The organism is Pseudomonas phoenicis (assembly GCF_047302395.1).
In the GTDB taxonomy this organism is placed as follows: Bacteria; Pseudomonadota; Gammaproteobacteria; order Pseudomonadales; family Pseudomonadaceae; genus Aquipseudomonas.
On sequence record NZ_CP154852.1, the window covers coordinates 479,340 to 499,332 of the forward strand.

General features: G+C 64.7%; 19 protein-coding genes, 1 tRNA gene and 1 pseudogene. 6 read left to right on the forward strand and 15 right to left on the reverse strand.

The window, feature by feature from the left end; all coding sequences use genetic code 11:
• Positions 1-7 precede the first annotated feature (7 nt).
• Positions 8-613, reverse strand: a complete 606-nt coding sequence (locus tag AA0Z93_RS02310; protein WP_413046564.1) for an outer membrane protein — start codon at positions 611-613, stop codon at positions 8-10.
• 122 nt (positions 614-735) lie between these two features.
• On the opposite strand from AA0Z93_RS02310, the gene AA0Z93_RS02315 reads away from it, so the two are divergent.
• Entirely contained in the window at positions 736-1,530 is a 795-nt protein-coding gene (locus tag AA0Z93_RS02315; RefSeq protein WP_413046563.1) for a dienelactone hydrolase family protein, read from the forward strand.
• 52 nt (positions 1,531-1,582) lie between these two features.
• Here the strand turns inward: AA0Z93_RS02315 and AA0Z93_RS02320 are convergent, their stop codons facing one another.
• On the reverse strand, positions 1,583-2,326 hold the full coding sequence (locus AA0Z93_RS02320) for a GntR family transcriptional regulator (protein ID WP_413046562.1): 744 nt from the start codon (positions 2,324-2,326) through the stop codon (positions 1,583-1,585).
• 373 nt (positions 2,327-2,699) lie between these two features.
• Here AA0Z93_RS02320 and AA0Z93_RS02325 point away from each other — a divergent pair, with 373 nt between their 5' ends.
• Complete coding sequence (locus tag AA0Z93_RS02325; protein WP_413048365.1) at positions 2,700-3,740, forward strand: GlxA family transcriptional regulator; 1,041 nt, start codon at positions 2,700-2,702, stop codon at positions 3,738-3,740.
• Between the two features lie 45 nt (positions 3,741-3,785).
• Here the strand turns inward: AA0Z93_RS02325 and gabP are convergent.
• Positions 3,786-5,192, reverse strand: a pseudogene (gabP, locus tag AA0Z93_RS02330) (GABA permease).
• Between the two features lie 157 nt (positions 5,193-5,349).
• On the reverse strand, positions 5,350-6,252 hold the full coding sequence (locus AA0Z93_RS02335; protein WP_413046561.1) for a DMT family transporter: 903 nt from the start codon (positions 6,250-6,252) through the stop codon (positions 5,350-5,352).
• A 685-nt stretch (positions 6,253-6,937) separates the two neighbouring features.
• On the opposite strand from AA0Z93_RS02335, the gene AA0Z93_RS02340 reads away from it, so the two are divergent.
• Positions 6,938-8,050: an NAD(P)/FAD-dependent oxidoreductase gene (locus AA0Z93_RS02340; RefSeq protein WP_413048364.1), complete on the forward strand. Its 1,113-nt coding sequence runs from the start codon at positions 6,938-6,940 to the stop codon at positions 8,048-8,050.
• A 396-nt stretch (positions 8,051-8,446) separates the two neighbouring features.
• Here the strand turns inward: AA0Z93_RS02340 and AA0Z93_RS02345 are convergent, their stop codons facing one another.
• From AA0Z93_RS02345 to dapA, 8 genes are all read right to left on the reverse strand, one after another.
• On the reverse strand, positions 8,447-8,848 hold the full coding sequence (locus AA0Z93_RS02345) for an ExbD/TolR family protein (protein WP_413046560.1): 402 nt from the start codon (positions 8,846-8,848) through the stop codon (positions 8,447-8,449).
• 1 nt (position 8,849) lies between these two features.
• On the reverse strand, positions 8,850-9,560 hold the full coding sequence (locus tag AA0Z93_RS02350) for a MotA/TolQ/ExbB proton channel family protein (protein WP_413046559.1): 711 nt from the start codon (positions 9,558-9,560) through the stop codon (positions 8,850-8,852).
• 30 nt (positions 9,561-9,590) lie between these two features.
• Complete coding sequence (locus tag AA0Z93_RS02355; protein ID WP_413046558.1) at positions 9,591-10,400, reverse strand: energy transducer TonB; 810 nt, start codon at positions 10,398-10,400, stop codon at positions 9,591-9,593.
• Between the two features lie 349 nt (positions 10,401-10,749).
• A tRNA-Ser gene (locus AA0Z93_RS02360) sits at positions 10,750-10,839 on the reverse strand.
• Between the two features lie 91 nt (positions 10,840-10,930).
• Entirely contained in the window at positions 10,931-11,641 is a 711-nt protein-coding gene (gene purC, locus AA0Z93_RS02365; RefSeq protein ID WP_296265113.1) for a phosphoribosylaminoimidazolesuccinocarboxamide synthase, read from the reverse strand.
• 28 nt (positions 11,642-11,669) lie between these two features.
• Entirely contained in the window at positions 11,670-12,428 is a 759-nt protein-coding gene (locus AA0Z93_RS02370; protein WP_413046557.1) for an MBL fold metallo-hydrolase, read from the reverse strand.
• Positions 12,429-13,544: an outer membrane protein assembly factor BamC gene (gene bamC, locus AA0Z93_RS02375; RefSeq protein ID WP_413046556.1), complete on the reverse strand. Its 1,116-nt coding sequence runs from the start codon at positions 13,542-13,544 to the stop codon at positions 12,429-12,431.
• Between the two features lie 17 nt (positions 13,545-13,561).
• Positions 13,562-14,440 (reverse strand): 4-hydroxy-tetrahydrodipicolinate synthase, encoded by an 879-nt coding sequence (gene dapA, locus AA0Z93_RS02380; RefSeq protein ID WP_413046555.1) that lies wholly within the window; start codon positions 14,438-14,440, stop codon positions 13,562-13,564.
• A gap of 248 nt (positions 14,441-14,688) precedes the next feature.
• On the opposite strand from dapA, the gene AA0Z93_RS02385 reads away from it, so the two are divergent.
• Positions 14,689-15,249 (forward strand): glycine cleavage system protein R, encoded by a 561-nt coding sequence (locus tag AA0Z93_RS02385; protein WP_038412467.1) that lies wholly within the window; start codon positions 14,689-14,691, stop codon positions 15,247-15,249.
• Positions 15,250-15,259: 10 nt separating this feature from the next.
• Positions 15,260-15,733, forward strand: coding sequence for a peroxiredoxin (locus tag AA0Z93_RS02390; RefSeq protein ID WP_413046554.1), 474 nt, complete (start codon positions 15,260-15,262; stop codon positions 15,731-15,733).
• Positions 15,734-15,792: 59 nt separating this feature from the next.
• On the opposite strand, the gene AA0Z93_RS02395 is transcribed toward AA0Z93_RS02390, so the two are convergent.
• Together AA0Z93_RS02395 and AA0Z93_RS02400 are read right to left on the reverse strand one after the other, a co-directional pair.
• Positions 15,793-16,863: an AI-2E family transporter gene (locus AA0Z93_RS02395; protein WP_413046553.1), complete on the reverse strand. Its 1,071-nt coding sequence runs from the start codon at positions 16,861-16,863 to the stop codon at positions 15,793-15,795.
• Positions 16,864-16,881: 18 nt separating this feature from the next.
• The gene (locus tag AA0Z93_RS02400) at positions 16,882-17,121 is read right to left on the reverse strand and encodes a sulfurtransferase TusA family protein (RefSeq protein ID WP_413046552.1); all 240 of its coding nucleotides are present in this window, start codon (positions 17,119-17,121) and stop codon (positions 16,882-16,884) included.
• A gap of 105 nt (positions 17,122-17,226) precedes the next feature.
• Between AA0Z93_RS02400 and AA0Z93_RS02405 the strand changes: the two genes are divergently transcribed.
• Positions 17,227-18,660: a M48 family metalloprotease gene (locus AA0Z93_RS02405; RefSeq protein WP_413046551.1), complete on the forward strand. Its 1,434-nt coding sequence runs from the start codon at positions 17,227-17,229 to the stop codon at positions 18,658-18,660.
• Positions 18,661-18,857: 197 nt separating this feature from the next.
• Here the strand turns inward: AA0Z93_RS02405 and nadA are convergent, their stop codons facing one another.
• Positions 18,858-19,916 carry a quinolinate synthase NadA gene (gene nadA, locus AA0Z93_RS02410; protein ID WP_413046550.1) on the reverse strand — a complete coding sequence of 353 codons (1,059 nt, stop codon included), beginning with the start codon at positions 19,914-19,916 and terminating at the stop codon, positions 18,858-18,860.
• Positions 19,917-19,993 lie beyond the last annotated feature (77 nt).

Genomic DNA, 19,993 nt, shown 5'->3' on the forward strand with positions numbered 1-19,993 from the left:
CTGGCGCTTAGAAGCGGTAGTTGGCCGACAGGTAAGTCTGGGCGCTGCTGGTCAGGCGCAGGGTGCCGGCCTTGGCTTGGTCGTGGGGCGAGACTTCCACGCTGGCGTTGCTGCGCAGGTAGCGGTAGCCCAGCTCGACCGATGCGTTGTCGGTGACCTGCTGGATCACGCCGCCTTGCAGACCGGCCGCATAGCCGTAGTCGGTGTCGCGGCTCAGGCCCGATGAGGTCTGGGTGAGCTTGGTCATGCCGAGGCTGGCGCCGCCGAACAGTTTTGTGGTGTCGCCGACCGGGTAGAACAGGTCGTAGCTGCCGAGCAGGTTTTCCTGGCGCAGTTTCAGGCCGCTGTGGTCGCCCGAGACGTTGTCGTAGGTCATGTAATAGCGGCCTTGCTCGTTGAGCTTGCCCAGACGCACGCCCCAGGTGTCGTCCTTGCCGATGATGCCGTCGGTGTCGAGGTGGCCGGTGTTGCGTTGCAGCAGGCCGGACTTGCGCACTTTGTCGCTGGTCTGGCCATAGGTGAGGCTGGCGAAGGTGTCGTCGGCCTGGGCGCTGGTGGCCAGGCCTGCGGCGCAAACGGCCATGGCGGCGATGAGGCTGTTCAGGGTTTTCATGAAGGTCACTCCCGTGTGGATGCGCTTGAGGTGTCTGCCAGCTAGAGTAAGCGGCACAGGCTGAACGACCGCTGAACCCTGGCTGAACCTCGGCTGAACGAATCTTTATAGGAGTAGTGACCATGCGTTTCCCGCTTGCCGTGGCCTTGATGTGTAGCGCTGCCTTTGCCCAGGCGGCGGTGCAGACCCGTGAAATTCCCTATCAGGACGCCGACGGCAACCGCCTGGTCGGCTATTACGCCTACGACGACGCACTGAGCGGCAAGCGCCCAGGCGTTCTGGTGGTGCACGAGTGGTGGGGTCTGAACGACTACGCCAAACGCCGTGCCCGCGAGCTGGCAGGCCTGGGCTACAACGCCCTGGCCATCGACATGTACGGCGATGGCAAGCACACCGAACACCCGGCCGATGCCCAGGCCTTCATGGCCGCCGCCCTGAAAGACCCCAAGGCCGCCGCGCAACGTTTCGACGCCGGCCTCGACCTGCTCAAGCTGCAACCGCAGACCGACAAGCACCGCCTGGGCGCCGTGGGTTACTGCTTTGGCGGCAAGGTGGTGCTGGACGCGGCCCGGCGCGGTGAGAAACTCGACGGTGTGGTGAGCGTGCACGGTGCGCTGGTCACCCAGACCCCGGCGCAGCCCGGTCAGGTGCGGGCGAAGATCCTGGTCGAGCATGGCGAAGCCGACAGTATGGTCACCGCCGAGCAGGTCGCGGCGTTCAAGCAGGAAATGGCCAGCGCCAACGCCGACCTCGAATTCGTCAGCCTGCCCGGCGCCAAGCATGGTTTCAGCAACCCGGATGCCGATCGCCTGGGCCACGGCGAGCACGGCGGGCCCGACATTGGCTACGACAAGGCTGCCGACCAGCGCTCCTGGGCTGATCTGCAACGTTTCTTCAAACAGGTGTTCCAGCAGTAGCGAGACACTGTAGGGCCGCCCGCCAAGCGGCCCGGTTCAGCCGTTGTAACGGTCAGGTGAGCAACGTCAAGTCCAACCCACGCGGCGCCGTGTACTCGGCCATGCGCCGACGCGACAGCTCGAAATGCTCGCGCACCAGCTTTCCCGCCGTATCCGCATCGCGCCGCTCGATGGCGTCGATGACTTGGTCATGCTGCTCGCAGGCGAGTTCGAGGTCGCGTTGCATGTCCTGGGTTGCCGGATGCCGATAGAAGATCTTGCCCAAGCGGGTATGGTCGATCAGCAGTCGACGCAAGCTGGGCATCAGGTAGTCGTTGTGCGCCATGCGGCCGATCTGCAGGTGGAAGGCATCGTTGTACAACACGCGGTTTTCCGCATCCCCCTGCTCCAGGGCATTGCGAAACAGCTGCTGGATCGCTCTGAGCCCTTCGATCTCCTGAGGCGTGGCGTGGGTGGCCGCCAGTTGTGTGGTGGCGGTGTAGATCAAGGGCGCGGCCAGGAAGAAACTGTGCAGCGAGTCGTGGTTCATCGCCGCCACCCGCGGCGCCCGATTGGTTTCGAGTTCGATGTAGCCTTCGGCGGCGATCTGCCGGAGCAACTCGCGCACCGGGGGGCGGGACAGGCCGAACTCGTCGCACAGGGCCAGCTCATCGACCACCGCTCCCGGCGCCATGTCCATGCTGAGGATGCGCCGGCGCAGGGCGTCGGCCAGGATCGCCTTGCGATCCAGGGGTAGTTCGTCGGTCGGAGGGCCTGCTTTGGCGACAGGTCTGGAGGCGGCTTTCTTGGTCGTCATATCGTTCTGTCTACAATTTGTAGGGCGAATATATGGGCCGTGGCAGGGGGTGTCCAGACCATCGGCGCCCGCCGTCGAACTTGCCCGTACGGTCGAGCCAGTTTTTGCTGCAACCGACCCTTTCATACCTATGAACGGCAATTCGGGTCGCCTGGGAAGGTGGCCACGATAAGCAATCGCCCACCGATCACCCCAGCGTCGGTTATTTTTCTTTGTGTATACATAAAGAATACAACCGCATTGACGACCCCTTACTCCCGTGCCAATCTCCGCCAAACAGCAGTTCCGGTGCCTGCTCGACTACCTAGACGGCACCGTCCGCAACCCAACCGACCTGCCCGTTTCCATCTGCCGCGCTCATGAGAATCCACCCTTGCGCCCGACCCGCCACTTCAGCGATGCCCTGCATGGGCATAACTCACGCTTCACCCATCAGGCACACGCGACTACGCGCGCGCAGACGCACGTCGGGTTTCTGCTGCTCGAGCACTTTTCCCTGCTGGCCTTCACCCAGGCGCTGGACACCCTGGTCACCGCCAATCTGATTCAGCCTGAGACCTGCGCGAGCACCACGTTCAGCCTCAGCGGTGAAGCGGTCGTCAGCGACCTGGGGATCGTCATCACCCCGGGGCAAGCGCTGCCTGCCAGCACGAAGCTACCGCTCGATCTGTTGGTGGTCTGCGGCGGTCTGCGCACGCCCTTGGTGGTCTCGCCCGAGATCAGCGGCGCGTTACAAACACTGGCGCGCAAGGGCACGGCGCTGGCGGGGCTGTGGAACGGCGCGTGGTTCCTCGGCCAGGCCGGATTGCTGGAGGGCTATCGCTGCGCGGTGCACCCGGAACACCGCGGCGCCGTGGCGGAAGTCGCCCGCCACAGCCATGTGGGTACCGACAGTTTCGTGGTCGACCGCGATCGCCTCAGCGCGGCCAGCCCGACAGGCGCTTTCCACATGGTGCTGGCATGGCTGGAGCAGCAGCATGGCTCGGCGCTCACCGAAGGCATCACCGCCATTCTCGCCTTCGAGGCCTCGCGTTACCGGCGTACCACCGCCGCAGCCCAGACCAACATCAGCGAGCCATTGCGCGAAGCGATCAACCTGATGAGCGCCAACCTCGAAGAGCCTTTGAGCCAAGACCAGATCGCGACCTACGTGGGTCGCTCCAAGCGGCAGATCGGTCGCCTGTTCCAGCACCAGATGAGCACCACCCCGGTGCGCTACTACCTGGAGTTGCGCATCACCGAAAGCCGGCGTCTGCTGCAGCATTCCGACCTGCCGTTGCTGGGCGTGGCGATCGCTTGCGGGTTCATTTCGGCCAGCCACTTCAGCAAGTGCTATGCCTCGTTCTTCGGCTATAGCCCGTCGAAGGAAAAACGCTTCGGCTGCGTGAAAAGCGCGCCACGCTCTACGCCTTGAGCGCTGGCGCCCGCTTGCCAAGCACCTCGGGCGATCCCTGGGCGATCAGCCACCCCGGCTCACCGGCATGGCAGCGGTGAGCCGATGGCGCCGGCTGGTGATCACACCGACCAGCAGAATCACGCCAGCCAGGGCGATGGTCAGCGACACCTCCAGCCGATGCTGCGGCATTACGAACATCACGCCCAGGGCGAACACGATGAAGGCGATCACCGCGTAGGTCAGCCACGGGTACAGCCACATCTTGAAAACGATGGTCTGCTGCTGTTTCTCCAGCGTGGCGCGCATGCGCAACCGGGAGAACGCGATGGCCAGGTACACCAGCAAGGCGATCGACCCGGAACTGGCCAGCAGAAAGGCGAACACGTGGGACGGCGCGAAATAGTTGACCACCGTGGTGATCATGCCGATCAGCGTGCTGCCCACCACTGCGGCACGCGGTACGCCGGCCGACGAAGTACGCCCCATCGCGCCTGGCGCATCGCCGCGCTTGGCCAGGGAAAACAGCATGCGCGAAGCGATGTAGATCGACGAGTTCAGGCAACTGGCCACGGCCACCAGCACCACCAGGTCGACCAGCAGCTTGGCGTAGGGGATGTTCATGATCTCCAGCGCGCGTTGGTACGAGCCCTGCACCGGCAGCAGCGGGTCGTTCCATGGCACCACCGAAATGATGATCAGGATCGACAAGAGATAGAACACGCTGATGCGCCAGATCACCGAGCGTGTGGCCTTGGCGATGTTGCTCGCGGGGTCGGCCGACTCGGACGCGGCGATGGTGACGGCTTCGGTGCCCAGGTAGCTGAACATGGTGGTGAGCAAGGCGCCGATGATGGCCGTCCAGCCATTGGGCATGAAGCCCCCGTGGCTGGCGAGCAACTGCGTCAGACCGCTGACTTCGCCGGTGGGCAGCGCGCCAGCCAGGGCGAAGGCACCCAGGGTGATGAAGGCGACGATGGCGATCACTTTGAGCATGGCGAACCAGAACTCGAATTCCCCGTACTTGGCGACGCTGAACAGGTTGGTGGCGGTCAACAGCACCGTCATCGTCAACGCGAAGAACCAGGGTTCGAGGTGGGGGAACCAGTTGTTCAGCACCACGCCGGCAGCAATGGCTTCGATAGGGATGACCAGCACCCAGAACCACCAGTACAGCCAGCCGATGGTGAAGCCCGCCTAGCGACCGATGGCGCGGTCGGCATAGGTGGAAAACGAGCCGGTATCCGGGCTGGCCACGGCCATTTCGCCGAGCATGCGCATCACCAGCGCCACCAGCGCGCCGGCCAGGGCGTAGGCCACGATGGCGGCGGGACCTGCGGCGGCGATGGCATGGCCAGAGCCTACGAACAGCCCCGCGCCGATCACGCCGGCGATCGACAACATGGTCACGTGACGGGGTTTGAAGCCTTGCGCCAGCTGGTCGCCGGCCTTTGCAGACGTGCTCGAAGTCATCCTGATCCCTGCTTTTGCTTTTGTTATTGGGTATGGCGCAGGGCCCGATCGGGCACCGCGCGAGTTCACCCTAGAACGCGCAAAAGGGGTTCGGTTGGCTAAGTCGGTCGTCGAGTTGATCCAGGCGGACGCCAGCGCCCGCCCTTCACCGCAGGCCTCAGTGCGCCGAGGCCTTGCGCCGCGCGGCCAGGACCGTGGCCAGGACCACCAGCGCAGCACCGGCGCCCATGCACAGCGACGGCTGCTCGCCGAACAGCCACCAGGCGCAAGCGATGGCGTAGACCGGCTCCAGGGCGATGATCATGCCCGCCGTACGCGCCTGCAGGCCATCCAGGCTCTTGACGAAGAGGAACTGCGAAAGGCCCGTGCAGAACACCCCCAGCAGCACCAGGTTGACCCAATCGTCGGCGCGCAGGCTGGTTTGCGGCAGATGGCTGAAGACGAACGGCACCATCAGAACGGCCACCACCACGTTCTGCCAGAAGGCCACCTGCAAGGCCTTCATGCCCGAGGTGCGGCGGCGGTTGGCCACGGCCAGCAGGGCGAACGACAGGCCCGAGCCCAGCCCCCAGAGCAAACCGACGGTGCCGCTGTCGAGCAGGTCGAACGAAGGCACCACCAGGACCAGTCCAGCCGTCACCATCAACAGCAGCACACCTTCACGCAGGCCGATGCGCTCGCGGTACAGCAGCAGGTCGATCAGCGCGATGAAGGCCGGGAAGCTGGCGAAACCCAGGGTCGCCACTGCCACACCGCCCACTTTGACGGCAATGAAGAAGGTGACCCAGTGCGCGGCCAGCAAGGTGCCCGTGAGGCCGATGACCGGCAGGTTGCGCAGCGTCAGGGCATCGAGCAGGCGCGTGCCTTTGAGGCCGGCGACGAAACCCAATGCGATGAAGGCGAAGGTCGCCCGACCGAAGGTGATGATGCTGGCATCGGCGTGAATCAACGCACCGAAGATGCCGGTGAGACCGAACAACACCGCTGCGACGTGGGCAGCGAGCATGGCATTGCGGTGACCGGTGGCAGCACCGGTACTGGAGACGGAGGTAGCGATCATGGCAGTCGATTCTTCAATAAGCGCGCGAACGCGATCCGCGCGGCGCAGCGCGGCGTTGGGTATCAAGGGATGTTTTATCGTTATGGGGTGCTACCGAGTGACCGGTGCAGGGCGCCGCAGCGTTGGAATTATGAAGTGAGGCTGCTGACTCGCGGTATCCGCAGCGGCTGCCCTTGGCGTGAGGCGAGCCGTTGGGCGAATTATCGAATGTCGCCAAGCCGTCCTGTCGTTCTGGAGCGCCATGCGCTTGTCCAAACAGGACGTCGCGTGTGTCACGAAGCGCCAAGGTCGAAAGCGGACCTTTCAAAAAGCGACCCATGCCTATCTGCTCACGTCTGAAACGCCCGTCACGCCGCCAATGGCGTTGACTTTCCCGGCAAAGCCAAGGCGCCATCAGGCGAGGCAGATTGACGCACCCGAGCGCCGAACCATGCAATCTGCATACAAATTGTATTTCACTGCTAGACGTCTTGCTCGACAGGGATCGCCAGGCCGACGTTGCCCAGTGTTTCAGGCGCCGCGACCGCTCGAGGCCGGCCGCATCAGACACCTTCGATCGAGAACGATGTAAATGGCAGTTACACGCAGGAAAGTATTGATTGGGGCCGGCGTTGGCGCCGGCGTAGTCGCGGCAGGTGGCGCCGCCGCGCTGCTCGACGACGGCATTCCCGCCGATCCGGCCTCGCTGGTGCGGGTCGACGCGTTGCCGCGCGACGACGCCTCCCCGGGCTGGTTCCACACCAGCCGTGTGCGTCAGCCCAAGGCGCCGCTGCTCGGTGACGCCCAGGCGCCTTGGGTAGTGGTCGGCGGTGGCTTCACTGGCCTGGCGGCCGCGCGCCAGCTGGCCCTGAACTTCCCGCAGGACCGTGTGATCCTGGTCGAAGCCCAGCAGGTCGGCTTCGGTACCTCGGGGCGCAACGCCGGTTTCCTGATCGACGTGCCCCACGACATCGGCGCCCCCGACTACATCGGCGACAAGGCCAACGCCAAGAACATCCTGCACCTCAACCAGCGCGGCCAAGGCATCCTTCGCGACCTGGTCGAGCAGCACAACATCGTCGATGCGCACCTGCGCCACTCCGGCAAGTACCAGGCCGCCATCGAAGACAAAGGCATCGCGGTGCTCAACGCTTACCGGGGCGGCCTGGAAGCGCTGGGCGAGAAGGTCGAACTGATCGAAGGCAACGAACTCAAGGACCACATCGGCACCTCGTTCTACCGCAAGGCGCTGTACACCCCCGGCACCATGCTCGTGCAACCTTCGGCCCTGGTGAAGGGCCTGGCCGACAGCCTGCCGGAGAACGTGTCGCTGTACGAAGACACGGTGATCACCACGGTCGACTATGGCCAGAAGATCGTGCTGCACCATCCGACCGGGCGCATCACCGCCGACAAGCTGGGCACCGGAGCCGGCTGCCGTGCACTGGTTCCTCGCCGTCGCCCCACGCGACTGGCGCGAACGCTTGCCAGGGGTCGACAGCGAGGCATTCGCGCGGCGTGTGGGCGAGGTGCTGTTCAACACCGACGCCATGCTGTTCGTGCCGAACGTCTATCTGGTGGACGACGACATCGACCCTACTTCGATCAAGGACGTGGTCTGGGCACTGGCCACCCGCACCCACCCCACCGGGCGCCGCGCCGTGTTCGAAAACCAGCCCATCGTGCGTTTGCCGCAGTGCTATCTGGAGGAGGAATACCAGGCCCGGCGTGGACCGAAAGTGGTGTTCGACACGCTACTGCCCGACGACCGGCCGGCGCATGCGTCGTTCGAGCAGGGGTATCCGCAGGCGGTGCGTGAGCGCGTGCTGGACAACTGGCCGAGCGCTTGAGACGACGCGCAGCGCCCCTGGCTGCGGGCATAGCCGGCCCGACGGTCTCAACTCAGACTATCCAGGGTGGATGCGCTAGCCAGGGACCAATGCAGCGCCTGGATAGAGCCGCTTCGCGGCCCATCGCGGCTGACCGGAACGCCGAACCGGCCGCTCCTACACAGGCTCCGAACTTCTGTAGGAGCGGCTTTAGCCGCGATGGCCGGCAACGCCGGCCCAAGGGGTCCACCTTGCGCAGCATGATGCCGACCTGCCGCGCATGCCCCGCTCGCCTGGCGCAGCTAAAGCCGCCACGACGCCTACCGTGGCGGCCAGGCGGACAGACTGGCTGGAACGTTTCGGGCCGATACCTGCAGCCGTCGGCTTCAGCGCGCCGTGATCACCGCCAGCTTGGTGATCCCGGCCTTCTCGATCGAGGCCATGGCCTTGGCCACCTGGCCGTAGTTAGCGCCATCGTCGGCTTGCAGTTGCACGCGCAGGTCCGGGTCCTTGGCCTTGGCCGCAGCCAGGTTGGTCTGCAACAGCTCGGGTGCGATCGCATCCTTGTTGATGAACCACTTGCCCTCGCCGTCGATGCTCACCACCAGCGGGTCTTTGTTCTCGACCGGTGCCACGGCCTCGGTTTTGGGCAGGTTGATGGGAATGGAATTGGTCAGCAGCGGCGCGGTGACGATGAACACCACCAGCAGCACCAGCATCACGTCCACCAGCGGCGTGACGTTGATCTCGCTGAGCACTTCGTCGCTGTCTTGAGTCGAAAAGGCCATATCAACCCACCTCTTTCACGGCTGGATGGGTCGGAACCTTGCTGCGTCCGCCAGGGATCAGGCGGAACGCGCTCTTCTGCGCCAGGCTGTAGAAGTCATGGGCGAAATCGTCGAGGTCCGCCGCCTTGAGCTTCAGCGCGCGCAGGAAATAGTTGTACACCAGCACCGCCGGTACGGCGACGGCGATACCGACACCCGTGGCCACCAGCGCCGCACCGATGGGACCGGCCACGGTTTCCAGGCTGGCCGAACCTGCGGCACTGATGCCCTTGAGCGCTTCCATGATGCCCCACACCGTGCCGAACAGGCCGATGAAGGGCGAGGTGCTGCCGATACTGGCCACCACGGCCAGACCGGTTTCCAGCGAGCGCCGTTCACGGCCGATCTGTTGGCGCAGGGCGCGTTCGAGGCGATCCTGGTGGTTAATGGCGTGGGCCAGATCGCTCGGCCCGCTGGTGTCGTGGCCGTCGATGGCGGCATAGCCACTGCTGGCCACCCGCGCTGCGGTACCGGCGTGGGTTTCGGCGAGCTGCCCACCGGCTTCCAGGGTAGGCGCGCCCCAGAACTGCTTGAGGAAGCGTTTGTCCTGGCGTTTGGTGCGGCCGAACTGCACCGCCTTGATCAGCGCCAGGGCCCAGGTGGCCACGGAAAAGCCGACCAGCAGCCAGATGACCGCGCCTTCGACGGATTCGGTAGGGGAAATAAGTGCCATGCTCTGTGTCCTCTGAAAAATGATGTGCGTTTAGCGAATCTTGAAATCGATCGGGACCGTCACCCAGCCGTCCACCGCCTGATCGCCCTGCTTGGCCGGGGCGAAGCTCCAGCGCTTGACCGCGGCCAGCGCCGCGTCGTCGAGCTGCTTGTGCCCAGCGCTCTGCTGCACCTGGATCTCGGCCGGTTTGCCGCTGGCCAGAACGTGAACACGCAGCAGCACCGTGCCTTCCCAGTTGCGGCGTTGGGCCAACGAGGGGTACTCGGGTGCCGGGTTCTTCAGGTAACCGGCACTGGCCGACGGCGGTGTGACGGGTTTGGGCGCTGGCGGTGCGGGAGGCGCTGGCGGCGCCTCAGCCTTCGGCGGTGGCGTAGGCGCGGGCGGTATCGGCTTGGCTTCCTGCTTGGGCACGGGCTTGGGCGGCGGTGGCTGCTTTTTCACCGGTTTGGGCTTGGGCTTGGGCGGTGGCTTGCTGGCCAGTTCGTCCTCGACCGGGGGCGGCGGCTCGGGAGGCTGCACCACCGGTTGCGGCGGCGGGGGCGGTGGCGGTTCGACCACTGGCGGTGGGGCCGGCTGGGCGAACTCGATGGTCATCGGAGGGATTTCCGGTGGCACCACCGGCAGGCTCGGCAGCGGGCGTTGCCAGGCCCAATACAGCAACGCCGCATGCAGCGCCAGGACCAGGGCCCCGAGCAGCCAGCCTTCGCGGCGGCTGGTGGCGGGACGTACGGGCCGCCGACGCCACACACGAGCAGGCACGCCGCTGCGTCGCACGCTCTCGGACTGCACACTGGCGCGGGGCTCGTCGCGCACCCGGCTGGCAGACGGTAACGTCATCATTGTTTGGATACTCCTCATCACGCGACCGCTTGAACGTGCGGCGCGGTGGTGAGGATGCGCAGAGTGGCTTAGACGCGAAAAATAACGATTGGCGCCTAATCGATAACATTGGGATATATCGGCGGGTCTGTAGCGCTGTAGCCCAATGAATACGGGGGTGTGTAGTGTTTCAGGAAGGCTTTTTCGGGTCTTGCAAAATACGCATCCGCATGATGCTCAAGTTGCATTGGACGGGCGCTTGGTCGATCTGCAAAGCGCTAGGTTCGCGCAATGACCGGCGAAGTCCGAACGCTCGAAATGCAGACGAAAAAAATCCCCGTAGATCAGGATCTACAGGGATTTTTCGATATGGCGGAGAGATAGGGATTTGAACCCTAGGTACTGTTGCCAGTACAACGGATTTCGAATCCGTCCCGTTCGACCACTCCGGCATCTCTCCAGTGGCGCGAATCATACCAGCGATTTTCTGGAAGGCAAATCTTTTTCTGCAAAAAATCGCGTGGTATCAGACGCTTGCGTGAACGTCCCGCTTACAGCGGCACGCCCAGGCGCTTGGCGACTTCTTCGTAGGCTTCGATCACGCCGCCCAGACCCTGGCGGAAGCGGTCCTTGTCCATCTTCTCGCGGGTCTGCTTGTCCCACAGACGGCAGCCGTCGGGGCTGAACTCGTCGCCCAGCACGATCTGGCCGTGGAACACGCCGAACTCCAGCTTGAAGTCGACCAGCAACAGGCCGGCCTCGTCGAACAGCTGGGTCAGCACTTCGTTGACCTTGAGCGACAGCTTCTTCATTTCCACCAATTGCTCGGCGGTGCCCCAACCGAAAGCGACGACGTGGGATTCGTTGATGAACGGATCGCCCTTCTCGTCGTTCTTCAGGAACAGCTCGAAGGTGGACGGCTCGAGCTTAATGCCCTCCTCCACACCCAGGCGCTTGACCAGGCTACCGGCGGCGTAGTTGCGCACCACGCACTCGACCGGAATCATGTCTAGCTTCTTGACCAGGCACTCGTTGTCGCCCAGGAGCTTGTCGAACTGCGTCGGCACGCCTGCCGCTTCGAGCTTCTGCATGATGAAGGCGTTGAACTTGTTATTGACCATGCCCTTGCGATCGAGCTGCTCGATGCGCTTGCCGTCGAAGGCCGAGGTGTCGTTGCGGAACAACAGGATCAGGCGGTCGGCGTCATCGGTCTGGTAAACCGATTTGGCCTTGCCGCGGTAGAGTTCGTCGCGTTTTTCCATGGGGGGCTCCGCTTGCAGTGTGGGTGGGCTAGGCGATGTGGCGCCAGTCGAGCCCGGTGTCCTGGTTAGCCACCTGGAGCCAGTCCGGGTCGCACCCGAGGGTGTCGACGAAGCACTGGAGCGCCAGCTGTGGCAAGTTGTTCTTGCTGCTGAGGTGGGCCAGCACCAGGTGCTGCAGGGTGCTCCAGCCCAGCTCGGCCACCAGGTTCGCGGCCTGGTGGTTGTTCAAGTGCCCCTGGCTGCCGCCGACGCGGCGCTTGAGGAACATCGGGTAATGACCACGGGCGAGCAGGTCGCGACAGTGGTTGGCCTCGATCAGCAAGGCGTCGAGTTCGCGGTAGTGCTCCAGCAGACGGGCGTCGTAGCTGCCCAGGTCGGTCAGCATGCCGAAGCGGCGTGTGCCGTCGCTGATCACGTACTGCAAGGGCTCATGAGCATCATGCTCGACACGCACCGCGCTGACCGTGAGGCCACCGATGCTCAGGCTGTCGCCACAGCCCAGAAAACCCGCCACTTCGACCGGCTTGCGCAACCCGCGCAGGGTGCCTTGGCTGAGGTAGACCGGAATGCCATAACGCCGCGCCAGCAGCCCGACGCCATGCACGTGGTCGGCATGTTCGTGGGTGACCAGCACGGCGCTCAGTTGTGAGGCCGCGACGCCGAGCAGCGCCAGGCGCCGCTCGGTTTCACGCAGGGAAAACCCGCAGTCGACCAGGATGAAGGTGTCATCACTGGCGACCAGCGTGCCGTTCCCTTGGCTGCCGCTTCCGAGGACCGCGAAGCGCACTTAGCCCAGGTTGTCCTGGATGGCGCTCAACACGCGGCGGGCGACATCGGCCGGGGCCACGGTGTTGATGTTCTTCTCGACCGTGACCTGCACGTTATCGCCGACCTTGCTCAGGCGCACCTGATAGCGCTCGGCGCGGGCTTCGCGTTCTTGCTCGGTGGCCTCGCTGCCGAACAAACGGCCGAAGAAGCCAGGCTTGCTCTGCTTGTCTTCGGGTTTTTCCGACAGGTTGATGTAGTACAGGCCCAGGCTGCGGTTGATGTCCTCGACACGCCATTGGCCCTGCTCCAGCGAACGACCGACGCCCGACCAGGCGCGGTCCAGGTCCGAGCCCACGAACAGCACCGGGTTGCCGCTGCCGTCTTCGCTCAGCGTCACGCGGCTGGGGGTATCGAAATCGCGCTCGGCGAGCAGCGAGACCGAGCCGCCTTTCTCGGCGCTGCGGCTCATGCTGGCGAGCATTTCGTCGACCAGCAGCGCGTCGACGCCGGTGTTGGTGCTGTTGGACGGGAATTCGCCCTCGGCAGTGCTGCCGGCCGGCCGCTCGATGCTGGCGATGTAGACTTCGCTGGAGTTGCGCTGCACGCCCGGCTCGATGCGCACGCGAACGCGCACCTGGCTGTCGCCGCTGCTGGCGGAGCTGGCCAGACGCTGGCCGAGCGAGGCGGACAACTCGTCGAAGCGCTGCCAGGTGGTGTTGAATTCACCGGTCTGCGGACGCTCTTCGGCGATGCGGAAGCCATTGTCTTCGAAGAACTGCCGGGCCACCGGCCAGACTTCGGCGGGCGCGCGCTGGGCCAGTACCCAACGGCTGTTGCCACTGCGCTGCAGGCTGTATTCGCTGGCGTTGGCAACGCCATTGAGCGGCTGCGGACGCGGCACTTCGAATTCGGTCTTGGCACCTTCGTCGGCGATGTTGCGCGGGATCGGCAGCAGCGGGTCGAGGCGTTTGACGCTGGTGGCGTCTTGCGGCAACTGCATGGGCGCAGTGGTCTGCGCTTGCAGGTAGTCGCTGCCGCGATCCCGGAAATAACCTTCGTCGCCCCACAGCCAGCCGCAACCGCTGGTGCTGGAAATGATCAATGCAAGGGCGGATAAACCAGCCAATCGCTTCATGCGGTGTACTTCCTCGATTAAACCAGTACGCCGGACTGGCGCAAGGCAGTACGGACTTGTTCGTGACAACCTGCGCTGAGCCAGGTCAGCGGCAGGCGGATGCCTTGCTGCATCAGGCCCATTTCCACCAGCGCCCATTTCACCGGAATCGGGTTGGCTTCGCAGAACAGGTGCTTGTGCAGCGGCAGGAGCGTTTCGTGGATGGCGCGGGCCTTGTCGGCATCGCCGGCGAGGGCCGCTTCGCAAAGGTCGGCCATTTGCCGTGGGGCCACGTTGGCGGTGACCGAGATGTTGCCTTTGCCGCCGAGCAGGATCAGCTCGACTGCGGTCGGATCATCGCCCGAGAGCACGAGGAAGTCGGCAGGCACGCCTTCGAGGATGGCCTTGGCCCGGGTCAGGTCACCGGTGGCTTCCTTGATGCCGATGATGTTCGGCACGCTGGACAGGCGGATCACCGTTTCGGCCTGCATGTCGCAGGCGGTGCGGCCGGGCACGTTGTAGAGGATCTGCGGGATGTCGACCGATTCGGCGATGTGCTTGAAGTGCTGGTACAGGCCCTCTTGGGTGGGCTTGTTGTAGTACGGCACGACCAGCAGGCAGGCGTCGGCACCGGCATTCTTGGCGTTCTGGGTCAGGTGGACCGCTTCGCTGGTGGAGTTGGCGCCCGTGCCGGCAATCACGGGGATGCGCCCTTCGACGCGCTTGACGACGAACTCGATGACCTTGATGTGCTCGTCCACGCTCAGGGTGGCCGACTCGCCGGTGGTGCCGACGGCGACGATTGCGTGGGTGCCTTTTTCCAGGTGGAAGTCTACAAGTTTGCCGAGGCTGTCCCAATCCAGACGCCCGTGTGCATCCATGGGAGTGACCAATGCCACCATACTGCCCGCAATCATGTAACTGCTCCTGCCGGAAAAAGAGAGCGGTAATGGTACTGGCGCCTTCGGCCTTGTACAAGCGAAGCTGGCGGGTGGAGCATTCCCCTGGCGGCAGGATTTCGCTACCCTGCGCTCTTTGCTCGGCAGCGTACGGTCCACTCGGCCGCCAACGCCGTTCGACGTCCGTTCGCACCCCTTCGGGCAACGCCTGGAAGTCGGTAGCCACCGGCCTGCGCACCGACCACTCATCGCTTTAGGAATGCTGCATGTCCACCCCAACCGTTCGCGAACAATTTCTCGTCATCAGCGCCTTGGGGCCAAACCCCATGGAACTGGCCAACATCCTGAGCCGCGCCGCGTTCGACAACCGCTGCGCGGTGGTCACCTCGCGCCTGTCGCGCCACGGCGAGACCAGTGCCCTGGTCTTGCAGGTCGGCGGCAACTGGGACGCCCTGGCGCGCCTGGAAAGCACCCTGCCCGGCCTTGCCAAGAAGCACGGCATGACCATCGACGTGGTGCGTAGCGCCGAGCAGGAAGTGCGCCCCCAGGCCCTGCCCTATGTAGCCTATGTCAGCGCCGCCTATCGCCCCGACATCATCAACGAGCTGTGCCAGTTCTTCCTCGACCACCGTGTCGAGCTCGATGCCATGACCTGCGACACCTATCTCGCTCCGCAGACCGGCAGCAGCATGCTCAACGCGCAGTTCACCGTGATCCTGCCGGCCGGCACGCAAATCAGCTGGCTGCGCGATCAGTTCCTGGACTTCGCCGATGCCTTGAACCTCGATGCGCTGATCGAGCCTTGGCGCCCGCAGAACCCTGTTTGAGGACTCCAGCATGAGCGTCGCACTCGACCAGGCCGTACCCAACTTCCAAGCCCAGGCCACCAGCGGCCAGGTCATCGAACTGGCCGCGCTCAAGGGTCGCCAGGTGGTGCTGTACTTCTACCCCAAGGACAGCACGCCGGGCTGCACCACCCAGGGCCAGGGTTTCCGCGACCAGTTGGCGGCGTTCGAAGCGGCCAACACGGTGGTCTTCGGCGTGTCGCGCGACGGCTTGAAGTCCCACGAGAACTTCAAGACCAAGCAGGGCTTCACCTTCGAGCTGATCAGCGACAAGGACGAAGCGCTGTGCCAACTGTTCGACGTGATCAAGTTGAAGAAGCTCTACGGCAAGGAATACCTGGGCGTGGACCGCAGCACCTTCCTGATCGACCGCGAAGGCGTGCTGCGCCAGGAATGGCGCGGGGTGAAGGTGCCGGGGCACGTCGACGCGGTACTCGCTGCCGCGCAGAGCCTGCACCAAGGCTGAGCATGCCCTGACGACCGCGGGGGTCGGCAAGCCGACCTTCCCGCCGGCCTACCCGATGCCTACAACAGCGGTGCCACAGGCGGTTCCTGCCGGGGCCAGGCGTCGAGCACGGCCTTGCACAGGGTCGCCAACGGAATGGCGAAGAAGATTCCCCAGAACCCCCACAACCCGCCGAACAACAGCACTGCACAGATGATCGCCACCGGGTGCAGGCTGACCGCTTCGGAGAACAGCAGCGGCACCAGCACGTTGCCATCGAGCGCCTGGATGATCGCGTACACCGCCATCAGGTAGATGAACTGGTCGCCCCAGCCCCACTGGAACAGCGCGATCAGGGTCACCGGCACGGTCACCACCACCGCCCCCACGTAGGGCACCACCACCGACAACCCCACCAGCAACGCCAGCAAGGCGGCGTAGTTCAGCCCCAGGCTGATGAAGGCGATGTAGGTGGCGATGCCGCAGATCAGGATCTCGATGCCCTTGCCGCGAATGTAGTTGGCGATCTGCCGGTTCATCTCGTCGCCCACCCGGTTGAGCAGCGTGCGCTCTCGCGGCAGGTAGCCCGACACCCAACGCGCGATTACCTCGCGGTCCTTGAGGAAGAAGAACACCAGGATCGGCACCAGCACCAGGTAGATCATCGCGCTGACCAGCAGCGGCAGGCTCGACAGGGAAAAGGTCAGCGCCCACTGTCCGAACTTGCCGATCTCGCCACGCACCGATTCGATGGCGCGCAGCACCTGCTCGTCGGACACCAGGTGCGGGTAGCGCTCGGGCAGCAGCAACAGTAGCGACTGCCACTTGCCGAGCATGCCCGGCAGCTCGTTGAACAAGGTGATCAACTGATGCCAGAGCAGCGGCACCAGAATCAGCAGGAACGCGGCCAAGGCGCCGAGGAACAGGGTGAACACCACCCCCACCGCGACCCGGGTCGGCACCTTGAAGCGCTCCAGGGTGTTGACCAGCCCCTGCATCAGAAACGCCAGCACCAGCCCCGCCAATACCGGCGCCAGCATGCCGCCGAGAGTCAGGACCAGGGTGAAGGCCAGCACCAGCAGCACCGCCAGCACCACGGCCTGCTCGTCGGAGAAGTAACGCTGGATCCAGCCGCGAAGCACGTTGAACATTGAAAATCCTTGAGAGGCTCAGGCCTTGCGCAGCCAGTAGGTGTACACGCCGCCGTCGATGCGCTCGTCGACCAGGGCATGACCTGAGAGGCGGGCGAAGGTGTGGAAGTCACGTTGCGAGCCCGCATCGGTGGCGATCACCTTGAGCAGCGCGCCGCTGTCCAGGCCATTGAGCGCCATTTTTGCCTTGAGCAATGGCAGCGGGCAGTTCAGGCCACTGGCGTCGACTTCGGCGGCGCAGGTGAGGGATTCGGTCATGGGTGGCTCCGCAGGCTGGGTAGAGGGGCCGCTAGGATAGCGCCACTGGTCGGTGGCGTGTGAGCCGGCTACAGTAGGCGTCTTTTACCGACGCGAGCTGCACCCATGAATCCACTGCGCCCTACCCTGCTGGCGCTGGCCTGCCTGCTGGCCGTGCCCGGCCATGCCGACGACCTGCCGTCGCTGGGCGATGCCAGCTCCTCGATCGTCTCGCCCAAGCAGGAGCACGACCTGGGTCGGGCATGGCTAAGCCTGTTGCGCGGTAACGTCAAGCAGCTCAACGACCCGCAGCTCAAGGACTACGTCGAGACCAGCGTCTATCGCCTGGCCGAGACCAGCCAGTTGCAGGACCGGCGCCTGGAATTCATCCTCATCGACAGCCGTGAACTCAACGCCTTCGCCGCGCCCGGCGGAATCGTCGGGGTCAACGGTGGGCTGTTCCTCAATGCCCAGACCGAAGGCGAGTACGTCTCGGTGCTGGCCCACGAACTGGCGCACTTGTCGCAGCGCCACTTCGCCCGCGGCGTCGAGGCGCAGCAGCGCATGCAGTTGCCGATGATGGCCGCACTGCTGGCCGGAATCGTGCTGGCCGCCGGCGGTGGCGGCGATGCCGGCATCGGCCTGATCGCCGGCAGTCAGGCCGCCGCCATCCAGGAGCAGCGGCGCTTTTCCCGGCAGAACGAGCAGGAGGCCGACCGGATCGGCATCCTCAACCTGGAAAAGGCCGGCTATGATCCGCGCAACATGCCCACCATGTTCGAACGTCTGGCGCGTCAGTACCGTTACGACGGCAAGCCGCCGGAGTTCCTGCTGACCCACCCGGTCACCGAATCGCGGATCGCCGACACCCGCAACCGTGCCGAGCAGGCGCCCAAGGGCGGCGTCGAAGACAGCCTGCGCTATCAGTTGATCCGCGCGCGCGTGGCGCTTACCTACGAAGGCACGCCGGGCCTGGCGGCCAAACGCTTCCGCGCCCAGCTCGACGAAGACCCGACCCTCGACGCCGCCCGCTACGGCCTGGCCCTGGCGCAGATCCGCGGTGGGCAGCTCAATGAAGCGCGTGCCAACCTCAAGCCCTTGCTGGCCAAGGCGCCCAACGACATCAGCTACAACCTGGCGCAGATCGATCTGGAGATCACCAACAACCGCCTGGCCGACGCCCAGCAGCGTATCGACCGCCTGCAAGGCCTGTATCCGGGCAACTACCCGCTCAACCAGGTGCGCGCCGACCTGTTGATCAAGCAGGGCAAGCCAGCCGAGGCGGAAAAGGTGCTGGACAGTCTGTTGAAAGATCGCCCCGAAGACCCGGACGTCTGGTACGAAGTGGCCGAAGTACGTGGGCTGTCGGGTAACACCGTGGGCTTGCACCGGGCGCGGGCGGAATACTTCACGTTGGTCGGCGACTTCGACCAAGCCATCCAGCAGTTGGATTTCGCCAAGCGCCGCGCGGGCAGCAACTTCCCGCTGGCGTCGTTGATCGACCAGCGCCAGCGGGAAATCATGGAGCAGCAGCGGATGGTCAAGGACATGATGCGCTAAGAGGGGTAACGCTTCAGCGCCACGCGAGGGCGGTCGAGGCTGCCCTGCGGGACCTCATCTTCTGTGCGAAATAGCCGCAGATCGTCTCGGACAGATCGTCTCGGACAGGCCGCCTCGGGCAGACCGCCTCGGCAGCGAGCGAGCCCCACGCAGCGCCCGCGATGCCCTCCCCTATCCTTTACCGCGACCCCTGGCGCTCAAGCGTTGCCCGACAGCTTGAGCCGCGCCGCCTGGGTGAAATCGAGCATGCGTTGCAACGGTTTCACCGCGCGCGGAATCAGCGCCGCATCGACGCTGATCTCGTTGCTGCCGGTGCGCAGGCAATCGAGTGTGCGCTCCAGGGTGTTCATCGCCATCCACGGGCAATGCGCACAGCTGCGACACGCCGCGCCGTTACCGGCGGTGGGCGCTTCGATGAAGACCTTGTCCGGGCACAGCTGCTGCATCTTGTAGAAGATGCCGCGATCGGTGGCGACGATGAAGGTCGTGTTCGGCAGGGTCTGCGCGGCCTTGATCAACTGGCTGGTGGAACCGACCGCATCGGCGAGGTCGATGACCGACTCGGGCGACTCGGGGTGCACCAGGATCGCCGCATCCGGGTACAGCGCCTTCATGTCGGCCAACTGCCGCGATTTGAACTCCTCGTGCACGATGCAGGCGCCGTCCCACAGCAGCATGTCGGCGCCGGTCTGCTTCTGGATGTAGCGCCCCAGGTGCTGGTCCGGCCCCCAGAGGATGGTTTCGCCGTTGTCCATCAGGGTTTCGACGATTTCCAGCGCGCAGCTGGAGGTCACCACCCAGTCGGCGCGCGCCTTCACAGCGGCCGAGGTGTTGGCGTAGACCACCACCGTGCGCTCCGGATGCTGGTCGCAGAACGCCGAGAAGGCTTCGACCGGGCAGCCCAGGTCAAGCGAGCAGGTCGCTTCCAGGGTGGGCATGAGGATGCGCTTGTGCGGTGTGAGAATCTTCGCCGTCTCGCCCATGAAACGCACCCCGGCGACGATGACCGTGTCGGCATCGTGGTCGCGGCCGAAGCGTGCCATTTCCAAGGAGTCGGACACGCAGCCGCCGGTTTCCTCGGCCAGCGCCTGGATCACCGGATCGCAATAGAAATGGGCCACCAGCACGGCGTTCTGCGCCTTGAGCTCGGCGGCGATGGCGGCGCGGTGGTCGGCCTGCTGCTCGGGCGTCAGGGGCTGGGGCTGCTTGGCATCAAGATGGGCTTGAACCAGGAGACGTTCGGAAATCTGGGTCATGATCGCTGGACCTGCGGGCGCGTGTGCGCGTCAGTCGAGAGTAGCACCCGGCCCTGGCAAATCGGCTAGCGGTGCCG